This window comes from Dyadobacter sp. CY347 (assembly GCF_021502655.1).
Taxonomy (GTDB): Bacteria; Bacteroidota; Bacteroidia; order Cytophagales; family Spirosomataceae; genus Dyadobacter.
Genome location: NZ_JAKFFT010000004.1, coordinates 339,629 through 366,401, shown reverse-complemented (window position 1 = coordinate 366,401; position 26,773 = coordinate 339,629). Strand labels below are relative to the sequence as shown.

Here is a 26,773-nt window from a genome sequence, read left to right as displayed (position 1 = left end):
TAGACAAGCAGGTTTTTCAAGATTCTGCAATGCTTGTGACAGACGTTCAAAAAGACGTATTTTCGAGACACTAAAATATAAACGATCACATACACATGAATAAAATCACATCACGAGGCATTGCAGATGAAACCGTTTTCACAGAAGCAGAAATTGAATTCATACAGGCACATATGCGGGATGATGTGAGCCAGCTCATGCTGCGGGCAAAACATTTCAAAGACATTGATATCAAGAAATTAGGCACGCAAATCCAATCCAGGCAAAAGGCCTTGAAGAAATTGCCCGAATGGTCTGCAAACCCCAAATTGATCTTCCCTCCCGCCCTGTCGGTTGAACAATGCTCATCAGAAGCAACGGCGCGGTACAAGGCAACATTAATGTCTGGTGAAGATCTCATCGACGTTACGGGCGGAATGGGTGTGGATTGCTATTATATGCACCAAAATTTCGACTATGTGCAGTATTTTGAGGAGCAGCCCAATGTTGCCGAGACAGCCAAATTTAATTTCAAGCAACTCGGGGCTTCCAACATTAGAGTATATGCACAGGATTCCATAGAAAAGCTTAAACACGAGCCTGCCTGTGCCGACTGGATCTATGCCGATCCGGCCAGACGCAATGCCAAACAGGAAAAAGTTGTGCTGCTTTCGGATTGCACACCGGACATTGTCGAAAATCTGCCGGTATTATTCGAAAGTTCGCCCAATATTTTGCTTAAAACTTCCCCGCTCCTTGACATTGACCTCGCTGCCAAAACACTTGTTAACCTCAAAGAAGTGCACGTCATCGGTTATGAAGGCGAATGCAAAGAATTACTTTTTGTGCTGACAAAAGACTGGATATCCGACCTGTTTGACATTAAGGTGCGCATTATAAAGGCCTCGGGTGAAGTGATCAGCAAGTTGGATCTGACCCGTGAGTCTGAGCGGTTAACCAGCGTTGAGTATGCCCGACCATTGAAATATTTATACGAACCGCATGCTGCTATTCTCAAAGCAGGCGCATTCCGCACAGTATGCCATGCTTATTCCTTGTCTAAATTATCCATACACAGTCAATTGTATACGTCGCAGGAACTTAGGACCGATTTTCCGGGCCGCACTTTTGAAGTGATCGCGATTTGCAAGCCGGACATTCGTGAAATCTCGCAGTACATTGAAGGGGATAAGGCCCACCTGACCGTTCGTAACTTCCCTGCCAAAAGTGAAGAATTAAGGAAGAAGTGGAAGCTGAAAGATGGTGGCAAATATTATCTCTTCGCCACCACATTCTCTAATAAAATCAAGGGGATCATTGTTACCGTAAAACCGGATTAAAGGAATTTCTCTTCATATTCCTTTTCCGAAAACCCAATCGCCACTGCCTTGCCCGACTCGTCTTCGATCAGCGGTCTTTTGATGACCGATGTGTGGGCCATCATCAGTTTTGCGGCTGATTTTTCGTTGGTAATCAATGTTTTTTCTTCGTCTGAAAGCCCTTTCCAGGTTGTGCTGGCCTTATTCACCACTTTTTCCCAGGGAAGCGTTTTGAACCAGACCTTGATCTTGTCATTGCTGATGCCTTCTGTTTTGTAATTGTGAAAAACATATTCAATGTGGTGTTTTTCAAGCCAGGTGCGCGTTTTTTTAACTGTATCGCAATTAGGGATTCCGTAAACCGTCAACATAAAAATGAATTAACCAATATAAATCTAAACCTCTGTAATGACCGGCTCGTCCGTAATGAGATCGGAATTGTGCATTTTCTGATCATCCAATTCTCCTTCCCAGCGTGCTATAACAGCAGTGGCCAGGCAGTTTCCTGTCACATTCACCGAAGTCCGCGCCATATCCATCAGCTCGTCAATGCCCATGATCAGCAGCACGGGCCATTCCGGCATGCCAAAGTTGGCAATTGCTCCAAGGAGGATCACCAATGTCGCCCTTGGAATTCCGGCAACGCCCTTGCTGGTCAGCATCAGTAATAAAACCATTGTAAGCTGCTGTCCGATAGACATTTCCGTTCCGGTAGCCTGGGCTACAAAAACCGTCGCCAATGCCAAATACAATGTTGAACCATCGAGATTGAAACTATAACCGGTGGGCATGACGAACGAAACGATCTGCCGCGGAACACCGAATTTCTCCATTTTCTCCATCGCCTTCGGCAATGCGGACTCCGAGCTTGTGGTTGCAAATGCAATAGAAACCGGCTCAAAAATAGCTTTGGCGAATTTGATAACAGGAATTCTTGCGATCAATGCAATTGGAATAAAAACAATCAGAACAAAGACGATCAATGCGCAGTATAGTGTTGCAAGCAGCAACGCCAGATTCCTCAGCACGTCAATTCCCATGTGCCCTACGGTTTCAGCAATAGCAGCACCCACCCCGATCGGCGCGAAAAGCATGATGATCTTCGTAAGCTTGAACATGACCTCGGCAAGCAATTCCACGCCGTGAACGAATTTCTCTTTTTTAACAGTAGGCAGCAAAGCAAGGCTTATCCCGAACAAAACGCTGAAAACAACGATTTGAAGCACTTCCCCGTGATAAATGGACTTGGCAATGTTCTCAGGAAATGAATGTAAAACAATGTCCTGCCAGGTTTGTTCAGCCACTTTCGGCAATGTTGCATTCAATGTTTCGGGTGGAATAATGCCCACGCCGGGCTTGAACCAGTTGGCAAAAAACAGCCCGATAAGCAATGCGAATGTGGTTACAACCTCAAAGTAAAGCAATGATTTCCAGCCCATTCTGCCGACTTGTTTCAAATCGGAATGTCCTGCAATCCCTGTTACCAGCGTGGCAAAAAGCAAAGGTGCGATCACTGTTTTGATCATTTGCAGAAAGATCTGCCGCAAGAAATGCAGCTCCGTGCCCATTTTAGGAAAATCATAACCGATCTCCGTTCCAACGAGCATGGAGATCAGGATGGAAGTCGTCAGGTTCTTTTTTAATATGGCAAATATGATCAGCCCGGCGAGAGCAGCCCAGCGCAGGCTTAGTAAAACAGTGGCAGATAAGGAGATGATATCGTATGCATCCAGCACGGTGGCTATTGCAGCAATGGTAACAAGGACAATGTTGATGATGGTAATTTTGCTCTTCATACGGGAAATTGGAATGAGGAATTCTTTTCGACGGTAAACATATAAAAAATCAATTTAAGCCCAACTATCTCAACAGTCGCATTTAATGCTTTGTACGAAATAAAAAATATGTATTGGACAATATTATTTAATGATTGTACTAAACAAGACTCACTTTCTGAAATAATTGTTGGTTTGGGAGATTTTTGAAACAGTCAGGAAAATTTGAAATGCCATGTCTGCGTGCCGGAAACAATTGCACATTGGCCCATAGATTATCTTTGTTTTAAAAGCAGCGTAATTCCTTGGTTTGAGTCAGTAAATTTGATATGTTCGGAAATTACATCATTACAATTTAAAACAGGCCCTGACAATGAACAAGATCCTTATCCCGATTGACTTTTCTGAAAATGCGGAGCATGCATTGGCTGCGGCAAAAATCATTGCTGAAAAAGAAGTGACAAAATTGCTGGTCCTGCACGCCTACCAGCCTTATATAGCGGACGTTAACATTACCCCGGGCAATGTGCTTCCCGGCATCGATGGCTCCGATTTCCTTTCGTTAAGCAGCGAGCTGGAAGTGGAATTTCAGAAAAAGCTCGAAAAATACGTGGATGATGTGATTGCCGAAGGTTATCAGGCCGAGGCTATCTGGGCGATTGGCAGCGTTCAGTCTTCTGTTGAGGAAGCCATTGAAGCCCATAACCCCAATCTCGTCGTGATAGGAAGGACTGGCACAGGCGGGTTTCTGGACAAGCTGATCGGCAGCTCGGCCACGAGCATTGGTTTAAATTCCAACTGCCCGGTGCTCGTGATACCGCCGCAAAGCACACCTAAAAAATTCCAGAAGGTTGTGTATGCCACTCAGTTTGAATATGATGAGACGGATATTTTGCGTGAAGTTTATGTATTAATGAACCATCTTGGCGCGAACCTCACATTATTAAAAATTCAATCGGATTCACAGCCGAACATTCAGGCAGACAGCCAGTATATCGACGAAATTAAATCCAACTTCACCATTGCAGAGGACGCGATCGTGTTCCGCGAAGCCCGGCATGTCCTGGACGGCATTGAGGATTATTGCGATGAAGTGGGTGCAGATCTGCTCATTATGTCTGCGCGGGAGCGGTCTTTTATTGAAGAGTTTTTGATCAACCCGAGCGTGACCCGCAAGCTGATCATCGATACACACGTGCCGTTGCTCGTTTTTCACCTCAAATAAACAACATTGGAAAAGGCAGAGAATATTAGGGGGTTTCAGCCTGCAAACCTGGTTTCACGCGACAGGAAGGCAAAGCGGTATAAGAAAAATCTGCTTACCTCGCCCGGCACGCTCACTTACATTGGCCCTGATGTTGAGTTAAAGACCAAGATCAGGAAAATTGTATATAATGATCAGGTTTTCAGGGATGAGCAAGTAAAATCCCTGCTGGAATGCAGCCCGGAAACAACCAATGAAAAAGCGGTTACCTGGCTCGACGTGGACGGCATTCACGAAACTGCATTGATCGCCAAGCTTGGCAAGCTATATAAGCTGCACCCGCTCCTGCTGGAAGATGTGGTGAACACGGAACACAAGCCTAAACTCGAAATATACGACAGCGGCCATTTGTTCCTGACATTGAAAATGCTGCATATAGACTCGGAATCGCCTATTTGTATATCTTCGGAACATGTCAGTTTCGTATTGGGGGAAAATTACCTGGTGTCTTTTCAGGAAGAACTGAGCAATGACATTTTTTCTCCTGTGCTGGACAGATTGCAGGCTTCCGTAGGTAAAACGCGCAGGAACGGCGCTGATTATCTGATGTTTGCATTGATGGACATTGTGATTGACAACTATTTCATCGTGCTGGAAAAGCTGGGCGACAGCCTGGATACGGTGGAAGACCAGGTAATCCGGGGCACGGACGAGTTGTCGCTTAAAGACCTTTACTCGCTCAAACGGGAGCTCACAATGGCCAGAAGGGTCATATGGCCGTTGCGCGATATGATCAACCAACTGATACGCGAAGACAACCCGCTGATCAGCAAAGACACAATTCCTTACTTGCGGGACCTTTACGACCATGTCATGCAGGTTTTGGACACCATTGATTCCTACCGCGAACTCGTCGCCAGCCTTGCAGACGTGCATTTATCCACGATCAGCAACCGGATGAATTCGGTAATGAAAACATTGACTATCTTCTCTGCCGTGTTTATGCCGCTGACATTTATAGTGGGTGTTTACGGCATGAACTTCGAAAATATGCCCGAACTGAGGGCGCATAACGGTTATTATTATGTTTGGGGCGTGATGATCGCGGTCACCACCGGGCTGATATTTTATTTCAAATCCAAGAAATGGATGTAAGGTTTGATACCTTTGTGGCCTGAAAATCGCATTGGAATGAACATTACCGCAAACAGCTTTCAAACAATCACCACCGACGCCGCCTACCTGCTCACGGACAGTCGCCAGATCTCATTTCCCGGCCAAAGCATATTTTTCGCGATCAAAGGCGACCGCCACGACGGTCACCAGTTTTTGCCGGCGTTGTATGCGAGCGGTGTGCGGGAATTTGTGGTGGAAGAAGCTGCGTATTCGGAATCATTGCGGTGGGAAACGGCGGTTTGGAATGATGCCACAATTTGGATCGTGCCATCAAGCATTCGCGCGTTGCAGTCGCTGGTGGCGGAAAAAAGGCGAAATTTCAATCTTCCTGTTGTGGGCATAGCAGGCAGTAACGGCAAAACCATTGTAAAGGAATGGCTCGTACAGCTCGCTTCTCCGCAGGCGACCATTGTGGCAAGTCCGAAAAGTTATAACTCACAGATCGGCGTTCCGTTATCCGTTTGGAACATTGAAAAACAACATACGCTGGGCATTTTCGAAGCGGGCATTTCACGTGCGCACGAAATGGAATATCTGCAACCGGTCATGCAGCCAACGATCGGCATTTTTACCAATATCGGGCCTGCTCATGATGATGGGTTTAAAAGCCGAAAGCAAAAGATTACCGAAAAGCTCCGCCTTTTTACGAAAGTCAAAAAACTCATTTACCGCAAAGACTATACGGAGCTTGACGAGGAGATCAACCTTATATTAAAACCTGTCAATTCATTTTTACAGACCATAAGCTGGGGTAAACCTTCATCCGGGGCAGATATCACAATTTCGTATCAAAAAGAAAAGCTTAAAACGGCCATTTCGCTATCCGGAAAATTTGGTAACCACAAATTTGAAACCACATTCACAGATGAAGCATCTCTGGAAAATCTCACGCATTGCATTGTCTTTTTGCTTGATTTTGGGTTTTCAAATGCCACAATCCAGGAAGGCATCCGGCTGCTGAAACCAGTTTCCATGCGTTTGGAACTGAAAGAAGGCATTAATCACAATTACATTATTGATGATGCCTATAACAATGATTTACAGGGACTTTCTATGGCGCTCAACTTTCTTGCACAACAGGAACAGCGTCAGAAGAAAACCGTCATTCTTTCGGACGTTTTACAGACCGGACAAACGCCCGTTGAGCTTTATAAAACAGTTGCCAAGCTCCTTAAAGAAAAGGCAATCGACCAGCTCATCGGCATAGGACCAGAAATTGAAAGCCAGGCAGCATTATTTGATATGAAGGTGACCAATTTCTTCACCGACACCACAACATTCCTGCATGAATTTCCATTCAACTCTTTGTCTGACAGCCTTGTACTGATCAAAGGAGCCAGGCCGTTCTCATTTGAAAAGATCGTTCAGCGGTTGCAGCAAAAAGCGCACGGGACGGTTTTAGAGATCAATCTGGATGCATTATCCCATAATTTGAATTTTTACAGATCAAAAGTCGGGGCGCAGACAAAGATCATGGCGATGGTGAAGGCATTTGCGTATGGAACCGGCAGTTCCGAAGTGGCTTCGCTCCTGCAATTTCACCGCGTGGATTACCTGGGCGTTGCCTATGCCGACGAAGGTGTGGCATTAAGGCAAAGCGGCATTACGTTGCCGATTATGGTCATGAATGCAACTTCACAAGCATTTGATCTGCTTCTGCAATACAGGCTCGAACCTGAAATTTACAGCCAGCGCATCTTTACCGAGTGGATCGCATTTGTAAATAAAAACAAATTCACTGCGGAAATTCCGGCTATGCATTTAAAGCTTGACACAGGCATGCATCGATTGGGCTTTGTTAAAGATGATCTGGAATGGCTGATTGAAATGTTAAAGGCCAATCCGCACATGAAAGTCGCCTCTATTTTTTCACATCTTGTCGGCGCTGATGAAGGTGTTCACAATGCTTTTTCAAAACAACAGTTCGAGCTTTTCCTGGAAGGCGCACAGCAAATTGAAGCCGCACTGGGATATAACGCCATTAAGCACATTCTGAATTCTGCGGGAATTGTTCGTTTTCCGGATTATAAGCTGGATATGGTGCGTTTGGGCATCGGGCTTTATGGCGTAGAGGCAACCGGGCAGGAGCAGCAGGCATTACAGTCCGTAGGCACATTGAAAACGGTGGTTTCGCAAATCAAATATCTATCCGCAGGTGAAACGGTCGGTTACAGCCGGCGCGGGCATCTGGATCACGACGCCGCCATTGCGACGCTGGCCATTGGCTATGCGGATGGTTATGACCGTGGACTTGGAAATGGCGCCGGTAAAGTGTGGGTAAATGGCACGCTATGCCCTACAATCGGCAACATTTGCATGGATATGACAATGATCGACGTCACAGGAGCGACCGTAAATGAAGGCGATGAAGTAATTATTTTCGGAAGAGAAATGCCGATTTTTGAACTCTCTAAACAAATAAACACGATCCCGTATGAAATCCTGACAGGAATCGGGGACCGTGTTAAAAGAGTTTTTTATAAAGAATAACTAAACCTGCGTTTCGTCCGGGGTTTCGGTTAACTCCTCGGATGATAATGCTTCGGAAATTTCCGGGCTGGCTGGGCGAACAGGCTCATCTTCAAACAGATGTGTGGCCATAACCTGGTCAAGCGTGACCGTATAGAATGCTTCATGCACGTTCAAAGGCTCGGTTCCTTCGGCTATTTCGCATTTGATATAATTGCCGTCTTCCTGCATTTCATAAGCATTCACATTGTCGTGCAAACTATAATACAAAATGTGGATCGCTTCCTGGCGCACGCGCGGGTCCACGAGTTTGAAAAGGGATTCAATGCGTTTGTCAAAACTCCGCACCATAGCATCCGCGCTTCCGCCGTAAACCACCGGATCGCCATTCTGATGGAAGTAAAATATCCTTGAATGTTCCAAAAAGTCGCCTACTAAGGATCTTACCGTGATATTTTCACTCAATCCAACCCTTTGCGGACGTAAGCAGCACATTCCACGCACGATGAGCTTGATCGGAACGCCTGCTTCGGACGCCTTGTAAAGTTCAAGAATGGTTGTCCTGTCTTCCAGTGAATTGATTTTAATACAAATGCCGCTTTTCAAACCTGCCTGCGCATTCTTAGCCTCCTGCTGGATCAGCTCTACCAATTTATCACGCATATAACGCGGCGCAGTAATCAGATTTTGATATTCTGATGGAATAGAATGCCCGGTAATGACATTGAAAAATTCAGAAATATCTTCCGTGTATTTCTCATTGGAGGTCAATAAACCTGTATCCGTGTAAAGCCGGGACGTGTCCTCATTGTAATTCCCGCTCGACAAATGCGCGTAACGCAATACGCGATTTCCCTCATTACGAACGATTAACAGCAGTTTTGTATGGGTTTTGAGTAAACCAATGCCATAAATGACAAAGCAACCCGCTTTCTGCAATCGTTGCGCTTCCCGAATGTTATTCTCTTCATCAAACCGCGCCTTAACCTCAAACAAAACGGCAACGTGCTTGCCATTTTCCGCCGCGTGCAACAATGCTTCTGTAACCCTTGAATTTTTGGCTAATCTGTAAATAGTCAGCTTGATAGACAAAACTTTGGGATCCTCAGCAGCCTGTTCTAAAAGTTGCAAAACGGGCTCAAAGTTGTTGTAAGGATGGTGCAGCAGGATATCGCGCTCCCGCATTACTTCGAAAATATCCGGAATACGCTCTCTGTCAAGCCCCAGCGGCGGCACAGGCGGATGGATCGCCGGGATCTGGTCCTTGAATTCAGGATGCTTGATTATGCCCCAGAATGATGTGTAATCGATAAATCCGTCGATCGGGAAAATGTTGTAATCATCAATTTCCCAGCGTTTTTTGAACAAATTCAACAAATCAGGATTGGTATCGTGCTCAATGGAAACCTGCACAACGCGACCCAAACGCCGGCTTTTTATTTTTTGCTTGATCTCATCAATAAAATCCGACTCTACATCATCACTTTCTTCCAGAGAAAAATCGCCGTTGCGGATAATCCGGAAAAGATTGGTGGAAACGATGTCCACATTCCGGTAAAGCTTGTGAATGTATTCTCTCACAATGTCCTCAATCGGCAAAAACAGCAGCTCGTCCTCGCGATCGATGACATAAAAACGAGGAAGGTTTAGCGGCAACTGCACAAATGAAAGCTTTCTATCTTCCTCGGAAACGGTCCCTTTCACTTGCGTAATAACACCCAGAATAAGCACTTTCGCGAGCAAAACCGGGAATGCGTGGGTATAATCAAAAAGCATCGGCGTCAACATCGGATAAACCGTCCGCTCGAAATATTCTTCAACAGCAGCTTTCTCATCGTCATGGACCTGGTCCAGTTTGATGATCTTGAAACCATGTTTCTCAAAAAGCGGTAAGAGCTGATTTTTATAACAATCGTTCTGCTTTCTGACAAATTCGTGCGCCTCGCGCATCAGCACTTTCCGGAACGGGATTTCCCGCAGCCCGGAATAGTCAAGCCGCTCTTTTCCAAAATCCAGATAATTGTACAAGCTCCCGACGCGAATCGTGAAAAACTCGTCCAGATTGGAAGATGTAATCGCCAGAAATTTCAGCCGGTCAAAAAGGTTACGTTCTTCGTTGGTTGCCTGGTCGAGTACGCGGTCATTAAATTTCAGCCAGCTCAGATCCCGGCTGATCAGGTCACTTTGCTGAACCAGCGTATTGGTCTTTTCTGTGGGCGGGCTGATGATTTTCTGGTCTTCGGGCAGGGCCGAGCCTTTGGTACTTTTAAAAAAAGCGAACAGATTATTCAATCTGCCTTTTTTTCCATTGCTATATATGGGATCGGTTGAGCCGGACATATTTGAATTCTTTAAGGGTTGTGTTTGAAATGGCAATTAAAAATTCAACGAATCTAAGAATCTAATGTTTCTCGCTACATGAACTTTCTGTTAAATTTTAGTCCAAAAAACAGAAACGGATGGCTGCGATTGACAGCCATCCGTTTCCAAAACTTATCGGGGTCAAAAGCTACACGTCTACGCGTGCATATTTGGCATTTTTCTCAATAAAATCACGCCTAGGAGCTACTTCATCGCCCATCAGCATGGAAAATAAATGGTCTGCTTCTGCGGCTGACTCGATGGAAACCTGTTTAAGGCTTCTTTTATCGGGATTCATGGTTGTTTCCCACAACTGTTCCGCATTCATTTCTCCTAAACCTTTGTAACGCTGCACGTTAACAGATTCTTCACGGCCTGCGCCAATCTCGCGGATGGCAGCTTCCCTTTGTGCCTCAGTCCAGCAATAACGCTCTTCACGTCCTTTTTTCACCAGATAAAGCGGCGGCTGCGCAATGTAAATGTAGCCGTGGTCGATCAGGATCTTCATATAACGGAAGAAGAAGGTCAGGATCAATGTACGAATGTGGCTACCGTCAATATCCGCATCCGTCATGATCACGATCTTGTGGTAACGCAGCTTATCAATGTTCAGAGCCCTTTCGTCACCGTCTTTTCCGATCTGCACACCCATTGCGGTGAACATATTCTTGATCTCTTCGTTTTCGTAAATGCGATACTCCTGCGCTTTTTCCACGTTCAGGATCTTACCACGAAGCGGAAGAATCGCTTGGTATGCGCGGTTACGGCCTTGTTTGGCAGTTCCACCCGCAGAGTCCCCTTCGACGAGATACAATTCGCAAACGTTCGGATCGGTTTCGGAACAGTCGGACAGCTTACCCGGTAAGCCGGTTCCTGTCAGGATGTTTTTCCGCTGCACCATTTCACGCGCTTTTTTGGCGGCAATACGTGCTTTGGCGGCAAGGATAACTTTATCAATGATAACCCTGGCTTCTTTCGGGTGCTCGTCCAGATACGTGTCAAGCATTTCCGAAACAACCTGGCTTACTACGCCGGTTACCTCAGAGTTTCCAAGCTTTGTTTTAGTCTGGCCCTCGAACTGAGGCTCCTGAACTTTGATCGAGATCACGGCTGTTAAGCCTTCCCGGAAGTCGTCCCCACTGATCTCAATTTTTTCTTTGGCAAGAACCCCTGATTTCTCAGCGTAATTTTTCAATGTTCTTGTCAGCGCCGCCCTGAAACCGGAAACGTGCGTTCCTCCTTCAATGGTATTAATGTTGTTTACATAAGAAAATACATTCTCGCTGTAAGACGTGTTGTACATCATTGCAACTTCCACCGGAACAGTTCCTTTCAGGGTTTCCATGTGGATTGGCGCAGGGATCAAGGGCTGACGGGTTGCATCCAGATACGTTACAAATTCGTTCAGACCGATTTCGGAATAGAACTCTTCGCCTCTGAATTTGCCTTCTTCATCTTCCTCACGTTTGTCTTCCAGTGTAATCCGGATTCTTTTGTTCAAATAGGATAATTCCCGGAGACGCGTCGCCACGGTTTCATACTTGAATTCTGTCACTGTGAAAATGGTCGCATCAGGCAGGAAATGAATAAATGTCCCTGTTTTATCAGAGTCACCGATCACCCTTACCGGATAAAGCGGCTTGCCTTCGCTGTACTCTTGCTCAAATATTTTTCCTTCGCGGTGGATCTCTGCTCTCAAATGAATAGAAAGTGCATTTACGCAGGAAACCCCTACACCGTGCAAACCACCGGAAACCTTGTATGTATCTTTGTCAAACTTACCACCGGCGTGAAGAACCGTCAATACGACCTCCAATGCGGATCTTTTCTCTTTTGTATGCATTCCTGTTGGAATACCACGGCCATTATCCTGAACAGTAATGGAATTATTTTTTTCAATCGTCACATTGATGGTATCGCAATAGCCAGCCATCGCTTCATCAATGGAGTTGTCGACAACCTCCCAAATCAAATGGTGAACCCCCTTAAAACCAGTGTCACCAATATACATGGCCGGACGCTTACGAACGGCCTCTAAACCTTCAAGAACCTGGATGTTTTCGGCTGAATAACTATTTACTTCAATCACTGCTTCGTTTGACATATAGTTTGTTTTACACTTGGATAAAAAGAACCGTTTTCAGGCTTTTTAAGCCCGTAAAGATACGATTTTTTTACCGTCTAACCTAGTAGAAAAAACATTGGGAGCACATCAGAAATACTATTTCAGGCTATATGCGGAGCCAGATGCAAAAAGGGATTTATCTAATTTGTAAAACACCTTTTCACCATTGTTGCTAACATCCAGAATCCCCATATCGTAGGTTCCGGGGACAAGGTCGTCCTCCCTCAGGAAAGTGTTGAAACCCGCTTTGTAATAATGCATTTTGGTAACAATCTCCTTTCGGGCGTCAATTTTCGGGTTTGCGCTCAGCAGGTGTATGACTCCTGTTTTCTGGTCTCTTAAAACCAAAAAGCGGTCGCCGGCAAGTCCTTTTCTTTCGGGAAGCGCATTGCTTGCCACGAAGTAGGCAGTAAGGTGTTCGACGCCGTCCCGGATAACCCTTTCAATGTCCCAGTCCTCCACGTAAAGCGCGTAATTTCGTGCAGCCGTAGCATTGGCATTGAACATGGAATCCAGCTGATCGCGCTCGACGATGGGTTTTGGTAAATGAAAAAATCCTTTTTCGTAGCCCGGGATCAGATAGAAGCTGCCGTTTCTAATGATGGTCTTTTCAACCGAAAACATGTTGCGGTTTGTTTTCCAGTTGTACACATCTGCCAGATAGGTTGTCCTTTTTACGGCAACCGTGCCTGTGAATTTATAATAGGAATAAACGCAGTAAAAGATACTGAATGCCGTAATGCTGTAAAAAACCGCTTTCCTCCGAAAGAATGAGCTGTAATCCAGCAGCAGAATGTAAAACATCACGGTTGATAGCGACGCATAGATCTGGAACCGGCTCGCAATCGTGCTGCCCGCCCACGATCGGAAAAGCGCAATCACCAGACTCGTTATAAAAATGAATGCGAACAATGCGAGCAACTCCGCCGTACCGGGTTTAATGTTGACCGGTTTATTGAAATATATCGCGGCAACCCGCCAAACAATGTATACCATAAACGCAACAATAACAGCGCCCCAAATCGCCGAAAGTAATTCGGGAAACGCCCACAGTGACATAGCAGAGCCAATAAATCCGAAAAGGGACGAGAAAAACACACCCAGGTCCTTGGGCAAGCTAACAGCCTGACCAGATTCATAACCTGCAAGATAAATCACCAGGCATAGGACCATAAACCCGCCCGTAATGATAGCCCGCTTGAAGTCTTTGAAACACAGGAAGTAAAATATGATTGCAGGAAATGACAGAATGCCGTTCCCGTGCGTAAAAGTGGCAAGGAAACAACAGATCATCGCGCCGTAAAGCGACATATTGGTGCGGCGGGAAGCCAGTATAATGGCGCTGACAGTGAATGCGGTCAAAAATGAATGCTGCATTCCGTTCAGCGCCCAGCCTGAGACATCGTAATAAAGTGGCTGGAAATAAAGAAAAGCGGCAGGAATGAAATAGTAAAGCGGCAGCCTGGTCTTCTTGTATTGGAGATAAATGAAATAGAAAATGAATGTTACATTAATCGAAACAAGGGCTATATAAAAGCGGAAGTTAAGCTGGCCCGTCATGGTGTATTCAATGAGGGCAATCAGCCTCGGCACCACCGCTTTATGGTCGTTGAATGTGCGGAAAAGCTCTGTGATCAGTCCGGAAAAACCAAGCCCTCCCTGGGAAACAACCTCAATAAACTGGATTAGTAGAAAATCGTCCTGGTAGGGAAAGTTGACGGAGTAATAAAAATTGTAAAATAAGTATACAAGAATAACCAAGCATATAACGACACCCGAGAGAAATCGTGACTTCATAATAACCGGAAAGTGAATTGAATTGTGTAGCCCTGATTTTTTTTAAACCCCGGCATTTATCAATTCAAAACTAAGCCATTAAAACCGGATTCGTAAATTTCATCTGCTTTTTTACCGGCAGGCGAATGTCGCAATCGGTTGAGCGGAGCACAAAAAAGAGCGGGCATGTTGCCCGCTCCTAATGATTTCAAATGGTTCCTGTTATCAATTCACAACCACTTTATACCGGACTTGCCTGGTGCCGTAATCCGCACTCAGAATGTACAAACCAGGCATTAACCGGGTTTTTGCCTGCACATTCAACTGGACGGGGCTGGTTTTTTCGGTGGTTACCGGAACAGCCCTTCCGGTAATATCAGTGAGTGTGACTGTGGGCGCAGTGCCCGAATATTGCAGGAAAATGGTGCCCGAAGTGACAGGATTCGGATAAAGCATTAGTTTCTCAGCATTGTCAAATCCAGCGGAAATGATCCGGGAATAGGCAAATGTGTTATCCTGATCCACCATTTTCAGACGATACAGGTTTTCGCCGTTCGACGGATATGAATGGGTAAAATTGTAATCTTTCAAAATCTTGCTTTCTGCCGACGCGTCCACTTCTCCGATTTTTGTCCACTGCTTACCGTCCAGACCGTGCTCGATCTCGAAATGATCGCTGTTGGTTTCCTCGGAAGTCTGCCAGTGAAGCGAAACCGCATTTTCCGCTCTTTTCCCACTGAAATTCACAAGCGTTACCGGCAATGGGGCCGCATTATGTGCAGAGATGTAGAATGTTGAAAAGCCGTCTACATTAAATCTGATCCTCCAAAGGTTAAGTGTTGCATCCCATTGAATGTCATCGTCGTTCGGATCAATGGTAACATCCGGGTCGCCGGGTTTCATGTCGCCATGCCATTGCAGGATCCTGAGATTCGCCCGGAATCTGTCGGAATCTGTTGTGTTCCGTGGCAGCTTCACCGTACTCACTGCATTGAAAGCACTAAGTTCTTCCTGGCTGACATACAATGTAATGTTGGCATTGGTAGGGTTCGTACCGCCCGGAGTCAGTTTGAAATGGCGCTGTACGTAAGGCTGCCCATCATGTGAATTCACTTGCGCGTCAATGTCGACTTTCGCCGTAAAGTTGGTGCTTCCGCCAGAGCCTTTAACGGTGGAGATCAGCTTGCAATTTGCGTCTGTTAAGTGGACAAATTTCCCATCCGGAATGATTGAGGCGGACTGCTGCCCGTTGTCGGCGAGTGATAAATCTTTATAAAAGCAGCCCGGCTTCACCACATCATTTTGCATGGTGAAGTTAATAGGACGTCCCCCGCCATTGTCAAAGGTGCTTCTCCATCTGATGTAAGCCTCGCAATCGTTCCAATAAGTGTCGCGTACGGTACGGCAACCGTCACTGTCGATCATGCTGGACAATGTGAATGTGTTTGAATTGCTGGGTGCAGGACTGATCACAGTCTTGTTCGTTACCCAATTGGAAGCGAGCGTTTTCAATGCAGTAACCGCACTGGGGGACTTCAAGGCATTTTCGAGATAAAACATGGTTACCACATGAGCGCCGTGTGTAAAGCTTTCCGTTGTAATGCTTTCTACCGATTCCATTCCCGTCACATATGCCGCTTCGTTCACGTAGAGTTTCCCCGGCAGGTTTGACCGCACCAGATCTATTGCGAATCGGTGGTCGTAATACACTTCATCATTAATCTTGATACCATCCAGGTCCGCACCGATTTCATTGAACTGAAGTGTGCCCCGCGACCGGGAAATTTTGTCGTAAACCGACCCGTGGTGTGTGATCACTTTTGTGCCTGGACTTACGCCCTTAACCGCATTTTTAAACAAATTGTTGGCCTCCTTCAAAACCAGCGTCCGGAATGCAAACCAGTCTGTTCCGTCCGGGCCGGTGAATGTGGACCCGGAAGGCCTTTTCGGTGAAACGTTATCAAATGACGAATGATTGGTCCCCCAGGCAGCATTCAGATATTCGATGTGTCCATATTTCCCTTTCAGCCAGTTTCTGTATGCGTTGGTCATGGGCTGCGAGTAATCCGTCAGCGCGTTAACCATATCCAGCTGCTGCTCATAATGATATTTCGTAGAGCCCATATCAAACTCGCCTTCACCCTGTCGTGAATATATCAGATTCACGTACAACAAGTTACCCTGGTCCTGCAAATATTTATAACGCTGCATAACCTTTGTTGCAAATCCAGAAATGCGGTCACGCGTGGATTGTGCAGCCAGCGAGGTCATCACAAATTGCAGGTTAATATTCGGCCGTATAGGGCCACCTTGTTTTTGAAAAACGGCTTCCTGTCCATCATAATTGACCACCAGCATCCGCTCCTCTTTTTTCCAGCCATCACCTGTATCCACACCATAACGGTCGGAAATGCTGTTGGTGACATCATCACCGGTGCTGACCGCAATGTTGAGCGCTATCTTCATCCCCAGACTTGTGGCCAGCGAAATCTGGTCGTCATACTGTTGCCACACATTGTAATTAGCCCCGTTCTCAGCTTTCAGGATTCTTGCAATCTTTCCCTCAATTGTTCCCCATTGCACGGTTAGCGCCACAGCATTAAAGCCAATGTCCCTGGCCGCCTGGATGGTCGGCAAAGATGCATTGTCATTTTCATTGACCATGGAAACCGCGAAATAGCGGGGCTGCTGTGCTGACGAATCAAGCGGGGAGATAAAAAGGGAGAAGGAAAAGAAAAGCGTACTAATCTGCCATTTTACGAATACACGTTTTTTCATTTTTTTCAAATCACTACCAGTTACAAATTATTTGAATTTTAAATATAAAGAATTCTACAAAATAGCACCTGTCTTTTATCCTTTTTTTAATATTAAAAATGAAATAATACTATAAAGATTAGCCCGCGAATGAGCGGTGTAGAGACTAGTGCATAAAAAAAGGCTATTCCCCATTTCTGGAAAATAGCCTCTCAGTATCGTTAAATGCCACTTACATCTTTTCAAGCGGATGCTCTTTGAGCAATTGTTCGGGAGAATAGAAATCCTTTTTGCTTTCCGTTGCCGCCCTCACCTGCTTTACTTTTTCAGGCATGATTGCGGGGCCCTTGTTTCCAAATGAATTCCGGACATAAGTAAGCACCGCCGCCATCTCATCATCATTCAGCAAGCCGGCGAACGGGGTCATCGGCACCTGCCCTGGATATTTCTGTCCGTTGACCTCAATCGGTCCGAGTAATCCCTTCAAAACCAGCTTGATAAGGCGTTCGTCACTGCCGAGCACCCAGTTGTTGCCTGTTAAAGGCGGGAATCCGGAAGCCGTAAGCCCTTTTCCGTCAGGCTGGTGGCAGGTTGAGCAATATCCTTCTTTTGCATAAATGGTTTTTCCCAATGTATACAATTCGAGCGCTTTGCCTTTCAGTGCCGATTGCGTGACTTCCTGTTTTTCCTGTTTCATATTCACGCCATTTAAATGCGCCAAAGCGCCTTCGTAAGCGTGGATCGTCCAGTCATCGAGTGGTAACTTTTTCGCCTCTGCAAGCACAGCAAGGCCTTTTTCTTTGGGAATCCAGGAAGCAGCCACGATCGCAACCAGCCTTACCCGGCTGTTTTCGTCCCGTGCGGCCTGCATCAGCAGTTCTGCCTGATCGGGAACCTGATGCCCTGTGTAACGCACCACTTGTACAGCTGCGGCACGCGCGTGGTAATCTTTTGCTTTCAAAACCTGCTTCAACAACTTTTGGTCCACTTTATTCAGTCCCCAGGTTACCCAAAGCGCCTCTAACAAATGATGCTCATATCCTGGGTCATTTTTGTCGAGTCCTGCAACCCATTTAGTGATTTTCGGCAGCACTTCCGAAGCATTGCGGCCTCTCAATTCGCGTCTGGTCCTGTAACGCGTGCGGTATTCAGGTAATTTCAGGTTTTCCAAGAGCACATCAATGCTTGCCCCGTCCACTTTTGCAGGCGTTACCAATGGCCGCGAAGGATACGTAACACGATAAACGCGGCCGTGCGAGTGATCGCGCAAGGGATCGCGGGCGTTGTGCTGCATGTGACCGATCAGGATATTGTGCCAGTCGATCAGATAAAGAGAGCCGTCTGGCGCAAATTCCATGTCCACAGGCCGGAAGTTGCGGTCTTCGCTCACAATGAGGTCCATCCGGTGCGTGCTTTTGTAGCCTGTGCCGTCATCCTTTAATGTATGCTCTTTTGTTCCAAGAAAACCAATAGTGTTGTTGATGAGGAAGTCGCCCTGCAACTCGTCCGGGAAGTGGCGGCTGGAAACGAATTCTAGTCCGGAAGTAGGCCTTACCCTGTGTTTTTCTTCGATCAGCTGAACCGATTTATGATTGGCTTCTCCATAGCGGGGCAAAATAGAGCCCGGCATCATCCAGCGCACGTCCGGACTGGACGTTTCAGCAAAAAATGGCTGTCCCCAGTCATCAAATGCAATTCCCCAGGGGTTAGGGATCGAAAGCTGCGCAGTTCGTTCCAGTTTCCTGAGTTGTGGTGCGTATCTGTAAAACCCACCATTCGTTGCCCTCACCGGCCCGTAAGAAGTTTCAACATTGGTATGCAAAAACACGCCTTCGCCTGAATAAATAGCGCCCGAAGGGTCCACCGTGAATGCGTGGCTGTTGTGGTGCGTGTCGTGGTCGTCGAATCCGCTCAGCAGGATTTCGCTTTTATCTGCTTTGTCATCACCATTCGTATCTGTGAATAATTTCAAGTTCGTTCCCTGCGAAACGTAAACGCCTTCGGGAGCGATTTCGAATCCGAGTGGTAAATGCAGCTTATCCGCGAAAACGGTTTGCTTATCCGCCTTTCCGTCACCATTGGTATCTTCCAGGATAATGATCTTGTCGTTCGGTTTGGAATCTCCCGGCTTATAATGCGGGTAACTCGGCATGGTTGCGATCCACAGGCGGCCTTTGTTGTCAAATGACATTTGCATAGGCTTTGCGAGATCGGGGAATTCCTCTTCCGAAGCAAAAAGCTCGATTTTATAACCTTCCGGCACTTTCAGCTTGGCCAGCGCATCCTTTCCATACAAATATTCAAGGCTTCCGTTCTTTTCAGGGTTGAAATTCGTCTTGACGGGAGGCAGTGGTTTTGTGTTTTTATCTGCCGCTGCAAGGTCCGTTTTCTGGCCTTTTGACGCCGCCATCCAAATGGCTTTATCCCGAATATCGGTCATTTCGCGGATTTTCTCGATTTCAGCAGGATAATTATCAGGACCGAAAGGATTGTAACGACGGCCATAAACGTGAACGCCGTTGGGGATTTTGAAGTCGTTGTGCCACATCCAGTTTTTTTCGTCCACAGCATCCTTAACCAGCTTCCGGTTTGTTTCTGCTTTTGGTGGGGCTTTGCCAAAAACCTGGTCTGCAAGCAGAACGCCCAGCTTTTTATAACCGGCCTCATTCAATTGCGAGCCGTCAATGGTTAAATCTTCTTTACTATCGGCATACCATTGTTTTGAAGGATTAAATGCGTCCACAAAAAGCACATTGTTTTTTGCCGCAATCTCTTTCATGCCATTTGCATACAGCGCCAGGTTTTCATTTTCCTTTTTACCATTGGGAAGGTCAAATTTGGCGGAAAGATCTTCGAAGGCGATGGGCGAAACGATAGCCAGTTGTGGCGCCGCGGCTCCGTTGTATTTTTGGCTTAATGTATGTTTGATAAATGCGTCCAGTTCGGCCTTGTAATTTTCAAGCCCTTCCTTTCCCTGAAACGACTCATTATAACCAAAGAATGCAATGATCACATCCGTTTTCAGGCGCGTCAGCCACTGGTCCGGCGTGTCGAGGTGTCCTTCACTTTGCGAAGGGTTGGCCAGTTCAGTCTGGAATTTCTCAGCTCCCGGAAACGCCCACGGCAGGTTACGGCTTGCATGCGGCCTGAAACCAGGGGTGTCGCCGCCGTCGCACATGTTGCGGATGTAAAGCATCTCCTCGGGATAGCGCACCTGCAATTCGGTTTCGAAGTTGTCGTAATTCATCATCCGCGAACCCAAATTGTTCCCCAGCAGCACGATGCGGGAGCCTTTTTTGATGGTTAATGATGCGGATCGATTGAATTTGAAAGCACTGAATGCGATAATGATCAGTCCGAACACAATGAGCGATGTGTAGATACTGATTTTTTTGGGTTTAGACATTTCGGTTGATAAACTTTAAGTGGGGATTTAGGATCTTTTATTCAATTATTTTGCTTCTCTATACTGCACATTGATGTCCATTTTGCCTTTCCATTTCGGAATCTTCAAACCCAATTCCCAATGTATCGCATTGATTACCAGCCTTTGGAACGATTCAATCTTAAAATCGTCGGGATGTCCCAATGTGGTCATGAAGATTTTTGCGCCGAATGAATTGGTTCCGGTCCACGCCACTGGGTTTTCAACGGCTTCTTTATCCGGATCAACAGATTTGCCCATTAAAAGCAATGTTGAACCTTTGGTAGGATAATCAGGAAGCACTCGGTACAACCACGATCTTGCATGAAACGGCGTGGTAACACCCGTTAGAATCGGGTTTTTAGCCTGATCTGGAATGACTGTCACATCCGTGCTGCTTTTGTGCCCGTAATGGGTGTGCTTGGCAGCTCCGCCCCAGCCCGGAGGCGAATTCAGCGCAAATTCCCCGAATGCATTCCACTTTTCGTTTTCATTTCCTTTGGGATAATTGAATGCATGCGTGGTTGTCCGGAAGCCCATTAATGGCTTTTTTGATTTGAGATAGGCATCAATGTGCGCCAGTTGTTCTTTGGGAAGCTGCCGCCAGCGAAGATAGAAAACGGCAAGATCGGCATCCTTCAACGCTTCCAGACCTGGAATGTCATTCTCACTGTTGGGACCGGGATAGGCTTTCAGGACAATGGTTTTCATTCCATAATTCTTTTCCAGTTCGGCGGCAATGATCGGCAATGTTTCCTCGCCGCTGTATTCATGGTCACCCGTTACAAAAACGACAACGGGCTTTTTATTTTTGTCGGCAGATTGGGCAAATGTTGTGTTAACATGCAGAAAAACGCCAAACAACAAAGCGTACAAAACAAGGCAGCGCTTACTTACATTCATGGTGAAGAAATTTAGGATCAAAGCCGGACAGCAAGGATATAACGTAAAATACGGAAGAAACTACTGTCTTTCTAATGAAGACTGTTTCATCCAATTTTTCCCTTACTTTTTCATAGAACTTTAAAAAAAGCTGAATCCGACGGAAAGCGAGAATCTGGAAAGATCAACACTGTCGTCCTTTGACAAGTGCAGCGTTTGGGTGCTCAGGTCCGTTTTGCGCTGCAACCGGTAAACGGCGCCCATCATCGCAGAGCCGGTGAAATTAAGCGCAAATTTCTGGCTCAAACGATGTTCAACGCCTACACTCACGCCCCAGCCCATCGTTTTGCCGCTGAATGTAAATGCATTCTCTCCTACTTGCGTATGGTTGCGATAAGGCTGATAACCAAGCAATAGCGACGTCAGGATTGCATTCTTGGGGTTTTTCATGATGGCCTTATGAATGACTTCGCCGCCCAGGAACTGGACTGCAACATCTTCGGTCATCACATTTTCAAGCGTGGCTTTGCTCTGATAACGGTCGTATTTTACACCAAAACCAACTTTTTTCCAGGGAAAGTAAGCGACTTCGCCGCCATAAGAAATGCCGGATTTGAAATCTTTGAAATAACGTTTCTGCGTGTTGGTTACAATATTCCGCGACCTGAAAACGCGTTGTCCATAACCACCATTAACACCGAACTTCCATTTGCTATCGGCCGTTTGCGATCCATTTCTCACCGTTTCCTGCGCGTGCAGGGACATGCAGGGTAAGCAAGAGAGCAGCAGCAAAATGATCGTTATGTTCTTCATTACGTGAGTTGACCTGAAAGCACAGTCCCCAAAACTACTGATTTAGCGGGAAAGTCGGGAGGTCAGGATTCTGATATTTGTCAAATGGCTGGTTTTATGCCGTTTGCTTTTAATTTGTCAACAATAAAATCGCCTATCGCTTTGCCCTGACTTTGTCCGTTTTCAATGGCATCGCGATAATGTATGCCGCCATACAACCTCGAAATCGCCGCTTCCTCGGCTGCCTGCCTGAACGATTTGAAATCGCGCGTAGGCAAGTCGAAAATCACTTCTGTATCGTCTCGGAAAGAAAAATTATCTCCAAGCAGATAGGTCAATGTCTCGGCTACCGCTGTGGAAATGACGCTGTGGCCGCTTGTGTATTCGGGAAAAGGTGGCGTTTGCAGCAGCGGCTGCCACTTCTGGTCAATGTAGCGGGTGATCACGGTTTCGGGTCGGACGCGGCTGCTCCTGTATTTTTCGTCCCAGCAGCTGATGAAGGAATCCAGCAGCGTCGCTGCTGTCAATGCATGCACCATAATGCCCTTATCCAGATCCAGACCAGCTTTCGTAGTGGCAATGCTGGTAATGTTCATCCAGTGACCGCCGGGGCTTATTTTTTTAAAACCAATGGACATATGGCCGGAAGTGTTGATCGCGAAAGGGTTACAGTCCCAGTAAGAAGCAATAAACCGCTTCTTTGGCGTCATATTCCTGCCAACGTCGTAGACTTCTTTCGAAAGCCGGTAAAATTCGCTGGTGCTGTCTTTGCTGAATTCAACCGGCGGTTTTGGTATAAACTGATTGCAGGAATCGATCATCACCGTCCGGATGGTTTTCCAATGCGGCTCGATGCCTTCCATATATCCCGGTGGCGTAGGATACCAGTATGCCTCGCCTTTTTTGGGCCGGTAACGCAGCCTGGTGCTTAATTTCAGGTAACCGTCGGTATTCGCATTGGCAACGGTTTGCTTGGCCACTTCCTGGGCAACGGCAATGGCATCATCAATGGTCTTTTGTGAATGGCCTTCCCTGAGCAATGCACTGATCAGCTTTTTCTGGTCCTCTTCCAGCATATAACCCGAAGGAAGAATGAGCCTGCCCGTTTCCAGAATGCAATAAAGTGCCGCGAGCTGGTAATTATAGCCGGGTGCAGCGGTAATGGCCACGGGCTGGATGCCTGGGATAAATTTGGTAGGAGAAACTATTTGCTTGTTATGCTGCGCCACAATTTCGTAAGCGCCCATCAGGCAATAAGTGTAAAATCGGCTCGCCGCCGGTGGGTTAACCACGTCGTGGATCATGACCATTGTGATCGAAAAAACAGCAGGCTGCAAATGGGTCCGCAGCTCTGCCTTTGTTTTTTGTCCCACCGAGGCCTGGCTCACCAGCAGCGCCAATATGAAAAATACCCGGATCACTTTGCTCTTTTGTAAAATTGTAATGACTCGTTAAATGGACCTATAACCAGGCATGGCTCATTGTTAATTTTAATCTGAACGCAGGATTTCACATCGCCTGCGACCGATAATCCCGAAAGCGGCTGTGGAATGTAAGCAAAACCACCTTTTCCGTCTCCCGCCAGCACGCAGCCGTAATTGGCATCCATACTCCCGATTTTCAACCGGTTATCTGTTTTGTTTCCCATTAGAAGCAGGTCCGCTTTTCCATCGTGGTTGTAGTCGCCGGATGCGATCATGGTTACGGGTGCAAACTGCGCCTGCACGGGCAAAGGTTGTTTTTCAAATGTTCCGTTTTTACTTAAAAAACAAATGGAGCGCATTTCTGTTACTTCCAATTTGGTTGCATTGCTGAGCTCTTCGGCCGAGAACATATTGGTGATGGAAACATTTGCATAATCCTTATAGTAAGGAAATTTTTTGCGCATGGGATAGATCTGATCATTCAGTTCATCGCGGCTTACAAAAGGATAGGATTTTCCCTGAACATAAAAGCTGAAAAAGGGATCAATGGAGCCGTTTTTGTCAAAATCTGCATAATAGAGTTCCGCCGGTTCCTTTTCAGAAGCTTTGATCTGCGTGTTAAGGCCCATGTTCCCAGCCACAATGTCCGGCTTTCCGTCTTGGTTTAGATCGCCGATGAATAGCGATGACCAGAACCCGGATTCTTCTCGCTTGAAGAACTTTAATGTATTGTCGGTGAAATCATTATTGCTGAAAGAAAAGACTTTTATCGGCATCATTTCACCGCAAATGATGAGCTCTACATTTCCATCCGCGTCCAGATCCGCCCATTGCGCATCGGTTACCATACCGATTTTGAAGAAAGGAGAGTCTTTGACTTTATAATTCCCTCTTCCATCATTGATCAGCAAGTAAGAAACCGGCGTTTCGGGATAACGGCCCGGAATAATGCGCCCGCCGATGAAGAGATCCTGGTCGCCGTCTTTATCAAAATCAAATGCACGAACGCAGGATTTACTGCTGGATTTTAGATTGGGCAGAGACAAAACGGACAGGTTCAGCTTGCCTTTTCCGTCGTTGAGATACATTTCATCCTGCAACGAGATCGTATTAGGCTCAAACATGGAGTAACCGCCTTTGGCCACATACAGATCATCAAATCCATCGCCATTCGCATCGAAGAAAATGGCGGAAGTTGCTGCGGAAATATTCTCGTCGCCCACGGCAAAATCAGGCATTTCCTTGAATGTTCCGTCTTTCTGCTGCAACCAGATTTTTGCTTGCTTGTTCTGGTCGCCGCTCACGAAAACATCTTCCAGACCATCCCTATTCACATCCCCTTTTGCCACAATCGGGCCGGTTTGTGAATACATGGACAACATTAAAGGTTGGCGTTTGAAATCGTTTTCATTGAAACCTTCATGCTGATAAGCAATGCTGCTGTTTTGTTTTTGAAAAATAGGCGCATCGGTTTTTGCAGTGAACGGCTTTTTATCCGCTTTCCCTGATTTTTGAAGGACCAGTAACTGATTCGCTTTTACATCTTTCAACAACTCGCCCGTCCCGTCCGGCCAGATCACTTTTACAGAATCAATGCTCGTCGCTGTTTCCAATCCGAAATGCAGCCTCGTGGGTGTGCACGACAAATAACCGCGGTTGGGATTTACTTCCTGATATTGTTGTGTGCCTTTTGCATAAATATAAACCTTCGCTCCGACCGCATTTTTATTGGCAACATTGTCTTTAAGCTTAATCTGAAACCACGCATTAACCGCTTGTTCCCGGCTCATGTTTTGGTATACAAATGCGGGATCATTAATGTTGTTCACAACCAGGTCGAGATCTCCATCATTATCGAGATCGGCATAAACTGCACCGCTGGAAACCGCAGGCTGCGCCATTCCCCAGGGTTCCTGCATTTTGGTGAATGTCAGGTCTTTATTATTTTTAAAAACATAGCTGGCCAGCTTCGTCGAAGGCATCGCCCTGATGAGGTCCATTAATAAAAATGGCTCTTTATCCACCGCCCTTCTGATCTTATAATCGCCCCAGTATTTCAGAAAATCCTTGTTGGTATAGTCCCTTAAATAACCATTGGAAACGAAAAGGTCTTTATAACCATCATTATCGAAATCTGCCAGGAGCGGGCTCCAACTCCAATCTGTATTGGAAACGCCAGAAAACTGCGCGATCTCGCTGAATGTGCCGTCCCCGTTGTTGAGCTGCAACATGTTGCGCATATATTGCTTGTGCAGCTTCTGGTTCATCATGAGCTCAAATGCCTCGTAATTTTCCTGCAACTGCAATAGTTTCTGGCGCTGGTTGTCTTCCGGAAGCATATCCAGCGACATCACATCAGGCAAGCCGTCATTATTGAAATCCGCAATGTCAATGCCCATCGAGAATTGCGCTAAATGCCTGAAATACTGCTGGGTAACATCACTGAATGTGCCGTTTTTGTTATTGATATACAAATAATCCGACTCGTTGTAATCGTTGGTTACGTAAATGTCCTGCCAGCCGTCCTGGTTAATGTCCGCTATGGCCATACCCAGCCCGAATGTAAGCGGATACTGGTGAATGCCAGCAGTTTGCGTAACTTCTTTAAATTGGTTTTTCTGATTTTCAAATAACTTATTGCCTGCGAGCATGTCAGTCTCCTGCTTGGCTTTTGCAAGCTCCATATTGTCGATCTTCTTGACGCTATGGTTCAAAAGCATCATATCCAGGTCGCCATCGTTGTCGTAGTCAAAAAATGCGGCTTGTGTGCTGTAACTGATATTATCCAGGCCATATTGAGCGGCCTGTTCCAAAAATTTAAGATTTCCCTGATTGATGAAGAGCTGATTTTTTCGTTTTTCATCGGCCACTTTACCTGAGTAGCAAATGTAAATGTCCAGCAGGCCGTCGCCATTCACATCAGCCATGGTAACGCCCGTTTTCCAGCCATCTTTACGGCCTTCCAAACCTTTGCCTGCTGCATTGGTAATGTCCTTGAATTTTAAAGCCTGCCCTTTCGTCGCGCCCAGATTGAGGTAAAGCTTATTCGCCCCCATGTTTGAGGTAAAGAAAAGGTCTTCGAAACCATCGTTATTAATGTCGCCGACTGCCACGCCGCCGCCGTTGTAAAAATATTCGTAGGACATTACATTCTGTCCTTCATCCTCGGTAATGGTATTGACGAAATTAATGCCGGTTTGTTTGGCGGGAAGCAATTGGAACAAAGGCTGCTGCGCTCTGACCGCAGCAAAATGAACAGTCAGAAACAATACAAAAACCAGGTAACGATGGGGCTTTTTTGTATGCATTA

General features: G+C 46.3%; 15 protein-coding genes. 4 read left to right on the top strand and 11 right to left on the bottom strand.

Annotated features, from left to right (window positions below):
* Window positions 1–95: 95 nt before the first annotated feature.
* Window positions 96–1,319: a THUMP-like domain-containing protein gene (locus L0659_RS09615; protein WP_235125708.1), complete on the top strand. Its 1,224-nt coding sequence runs from the start codon at window positions 96–98 to the stop codon at window positions 1,317–1,319.
* On the opposite strand, the gene L0659_RS09610 is transcribed toward L0659_RS09615, so the two are convergent.
* Window positions 1,316–1,669: an ArsC family reductase gene (locus L0659_RS09610; protein WP_235125706.1), complete on the bottom strand. Its 354-nt coding sequence runs from the start codon at window positions 1,667–1,669 to the stop codon at window positions 1,316–1,318. The two genes, L0659_RS09615 and L0659_RS09610, sit on opposite strands and share 4 nt — an antisense overlap.
* 24 nt (window positions 1,670–1,693) lie before the next feature.
* Window positions 1,694–3,094: a dicarboxylate/amino acid:cation symporter gene (locus tag L0659_RS09605; RefSeq protein ID WP_235125705.1), complete on the bottom strand. Its 1,401-nt coding sequence runs from the start codon at window positions 3,092–3,094 to the stop codon at window positions 1,694–1,696.
* Window positions 3,095–3,446: 352 nt separating this feature from the next.
* On the opposite strand from L0659_RS09605, the gene L0659_RS09600 reads away from it, so the two are divergent.
* Genes L0659_RS09600 through L0659_RS09590 form a run of 3 tightly spaced genes read left to right on the top strand, consistent with a single transcriptional unit; the run spans window position 3,447 to window position 7,943 of the window.
* Window positions 3,447–4,298, top strand: a complete 852-nt coding sequence (locus L0659_RS09600; RefSeq protein ID WP_235125703.1) for a universal stress protein — start codon at window positions 3,447–3,449, stop codon at window positions 4,296–4,298.
* A 6-nt stretch (window positions 4,299–4,304) separates the two neighbouring features.
* A complete protein-coding gene (gene corA, locus L0659_RS09595; protein ID WP_235125702.1) occupies window positions 4,305–5,432 on the top strand; it encodes a magnesium/cobalt transporter CorA in 1,128 nt (375 codons plus the stop codon).
* A gap of 36 nt (window positions 5,433–5,468) precedes the next feature.
* On the top strand, window positions 5,469–7,943 hold the full coding sequence (locus tag L0659_RS09590) for a bifunctional UDP-N-acetylmuramoyl-tripeptide:D-alanyl-D-alanine ligase/alanine racemase (RefSeq protein WP_235125701.1): 2,475 nt from the start codon (window positions 5,469–5,471) through the stop codon (window positions 7,941–7,943).
* Here the strand turns inward: L0659_RS09590 and ppk1 are convergent, their stop codons facing one another.
* The 9 genes from ppk1 to L0659_RS09545 form a co-directional block, all read right to left on the bottom strand.
* Complete coding sequence (ppk1, locus tag L0659_RS09585) at window positions 7,944–10,262, bottom strand: polyphosphate kinase 1 (protein ID WP_235125700.1); 2,319 nt, start codon at window positions 10,260–10,262, stop codon at window positions 7,944–7,946. It lies immediately after the preceding gene.
* Between the two features lie 169 nt (window positions 10,263–10,431).
* Entirely contained in the window at window positions 10,432–12,387 is a 1,956-nt protein-coding gene (gene gyrB, locus L0659_RS09580; protein WP_235125699.1) for a DNA topoisomerase (ATP-hydrolyzing) subunit B, read from the bottom strand.
* Window positions 12,388–12,504: 117 nt separating this feature from the next.
* On the bottom strand, window positions 12,505–14,205 hold the full coding sequence (locus L0659_RS09575) for a hypothetical protein (RefSeq protein WP_235125698.1): 1,701 nt from the start codon (window positions 14,203–14,205) through the stop codon (window positions 12,505–12,507).
* 204 nt (window positions 14,206–14,409) lie between these two features.
* On the bottom strand, window positions 14,410–16,962 hold the full coding sequence (locus L0659_RS09570; RefSeq protein WP_235125697.1) for a beta-galactosidase: 2,553 nt from the start codon (window positions 16,960–16,962) through the stop codon (window positions 14,410–14,412).
* Window positions 16,963–17,173: 211 nt separating this feature from the next.
* Window positions 17,174–20,347 carry a PVC-type heme-binding CxxCH protein gene (locus L0659_RS09565; RefSeq protein ID WP_235125695.1) on the bottom strand — a complete coding sequence of 1,058 codons (3,174 nt, stop codon included), beginning with the start codon at window positions 20,345–20,347 and terminating at the stop codon, window positions 17,174–17,176.
* 45 nt (window positions 20,348–20,392) lie between these two features.
* Window positions 20,393–21,268, bottom strand: a complete 876-nt coding sequence (locus tag L0659_RS09560) for a ThuA domain-containing protein (RefSeq protein WP_235125693.1) — start codon at window positions 21,266–21,268, stop codon at window positions 20,393–20,395.
* Between the two features lie 120 nt (window positions 21,269–21,388).
* A complete protein-coding gene (locus tag L0659_RS09555) occupies window positions 21,389–22,060 on the bottom strand; it encodes an outer membrane beta-barrel protein (protein ID WP_235125691.1) in 672 nt (223 codons plus the stop codon).
* A gap of 80 nt (window positions 22,061–22,140) precedes the next feature.
* On the bottom strand, window positions 22,141–23,460 hold the full coding sequence (locus tag L0659_RS09550) for a vanadium-dependent haloperoxidase (protein ID WP_310590695.1): 1,320 nt from the start codon (window positions 23,458–23,460) through the stop codon (window positions 22,141–22,143).
* The gene (locus L0659_RS09545; RefSeq protein ID WP_235125689.1) at window positions 23,457–26,771 is read right to left on the bottom strand and encodes a VCBS repeat-containing protein; all 3,315 of its coding nucleotides are present in this window, start codon (window positions 26,769–26,771) and stop codon (window positions 23,457–23,459) included. The genes L0659_RS09550 and L0659_RS09545 overlap by 4 nt, the downstream gene beginning before the upstream one ends.
* Window positions 26,772–26,773 lie beyond the last annotated feature (2 nt).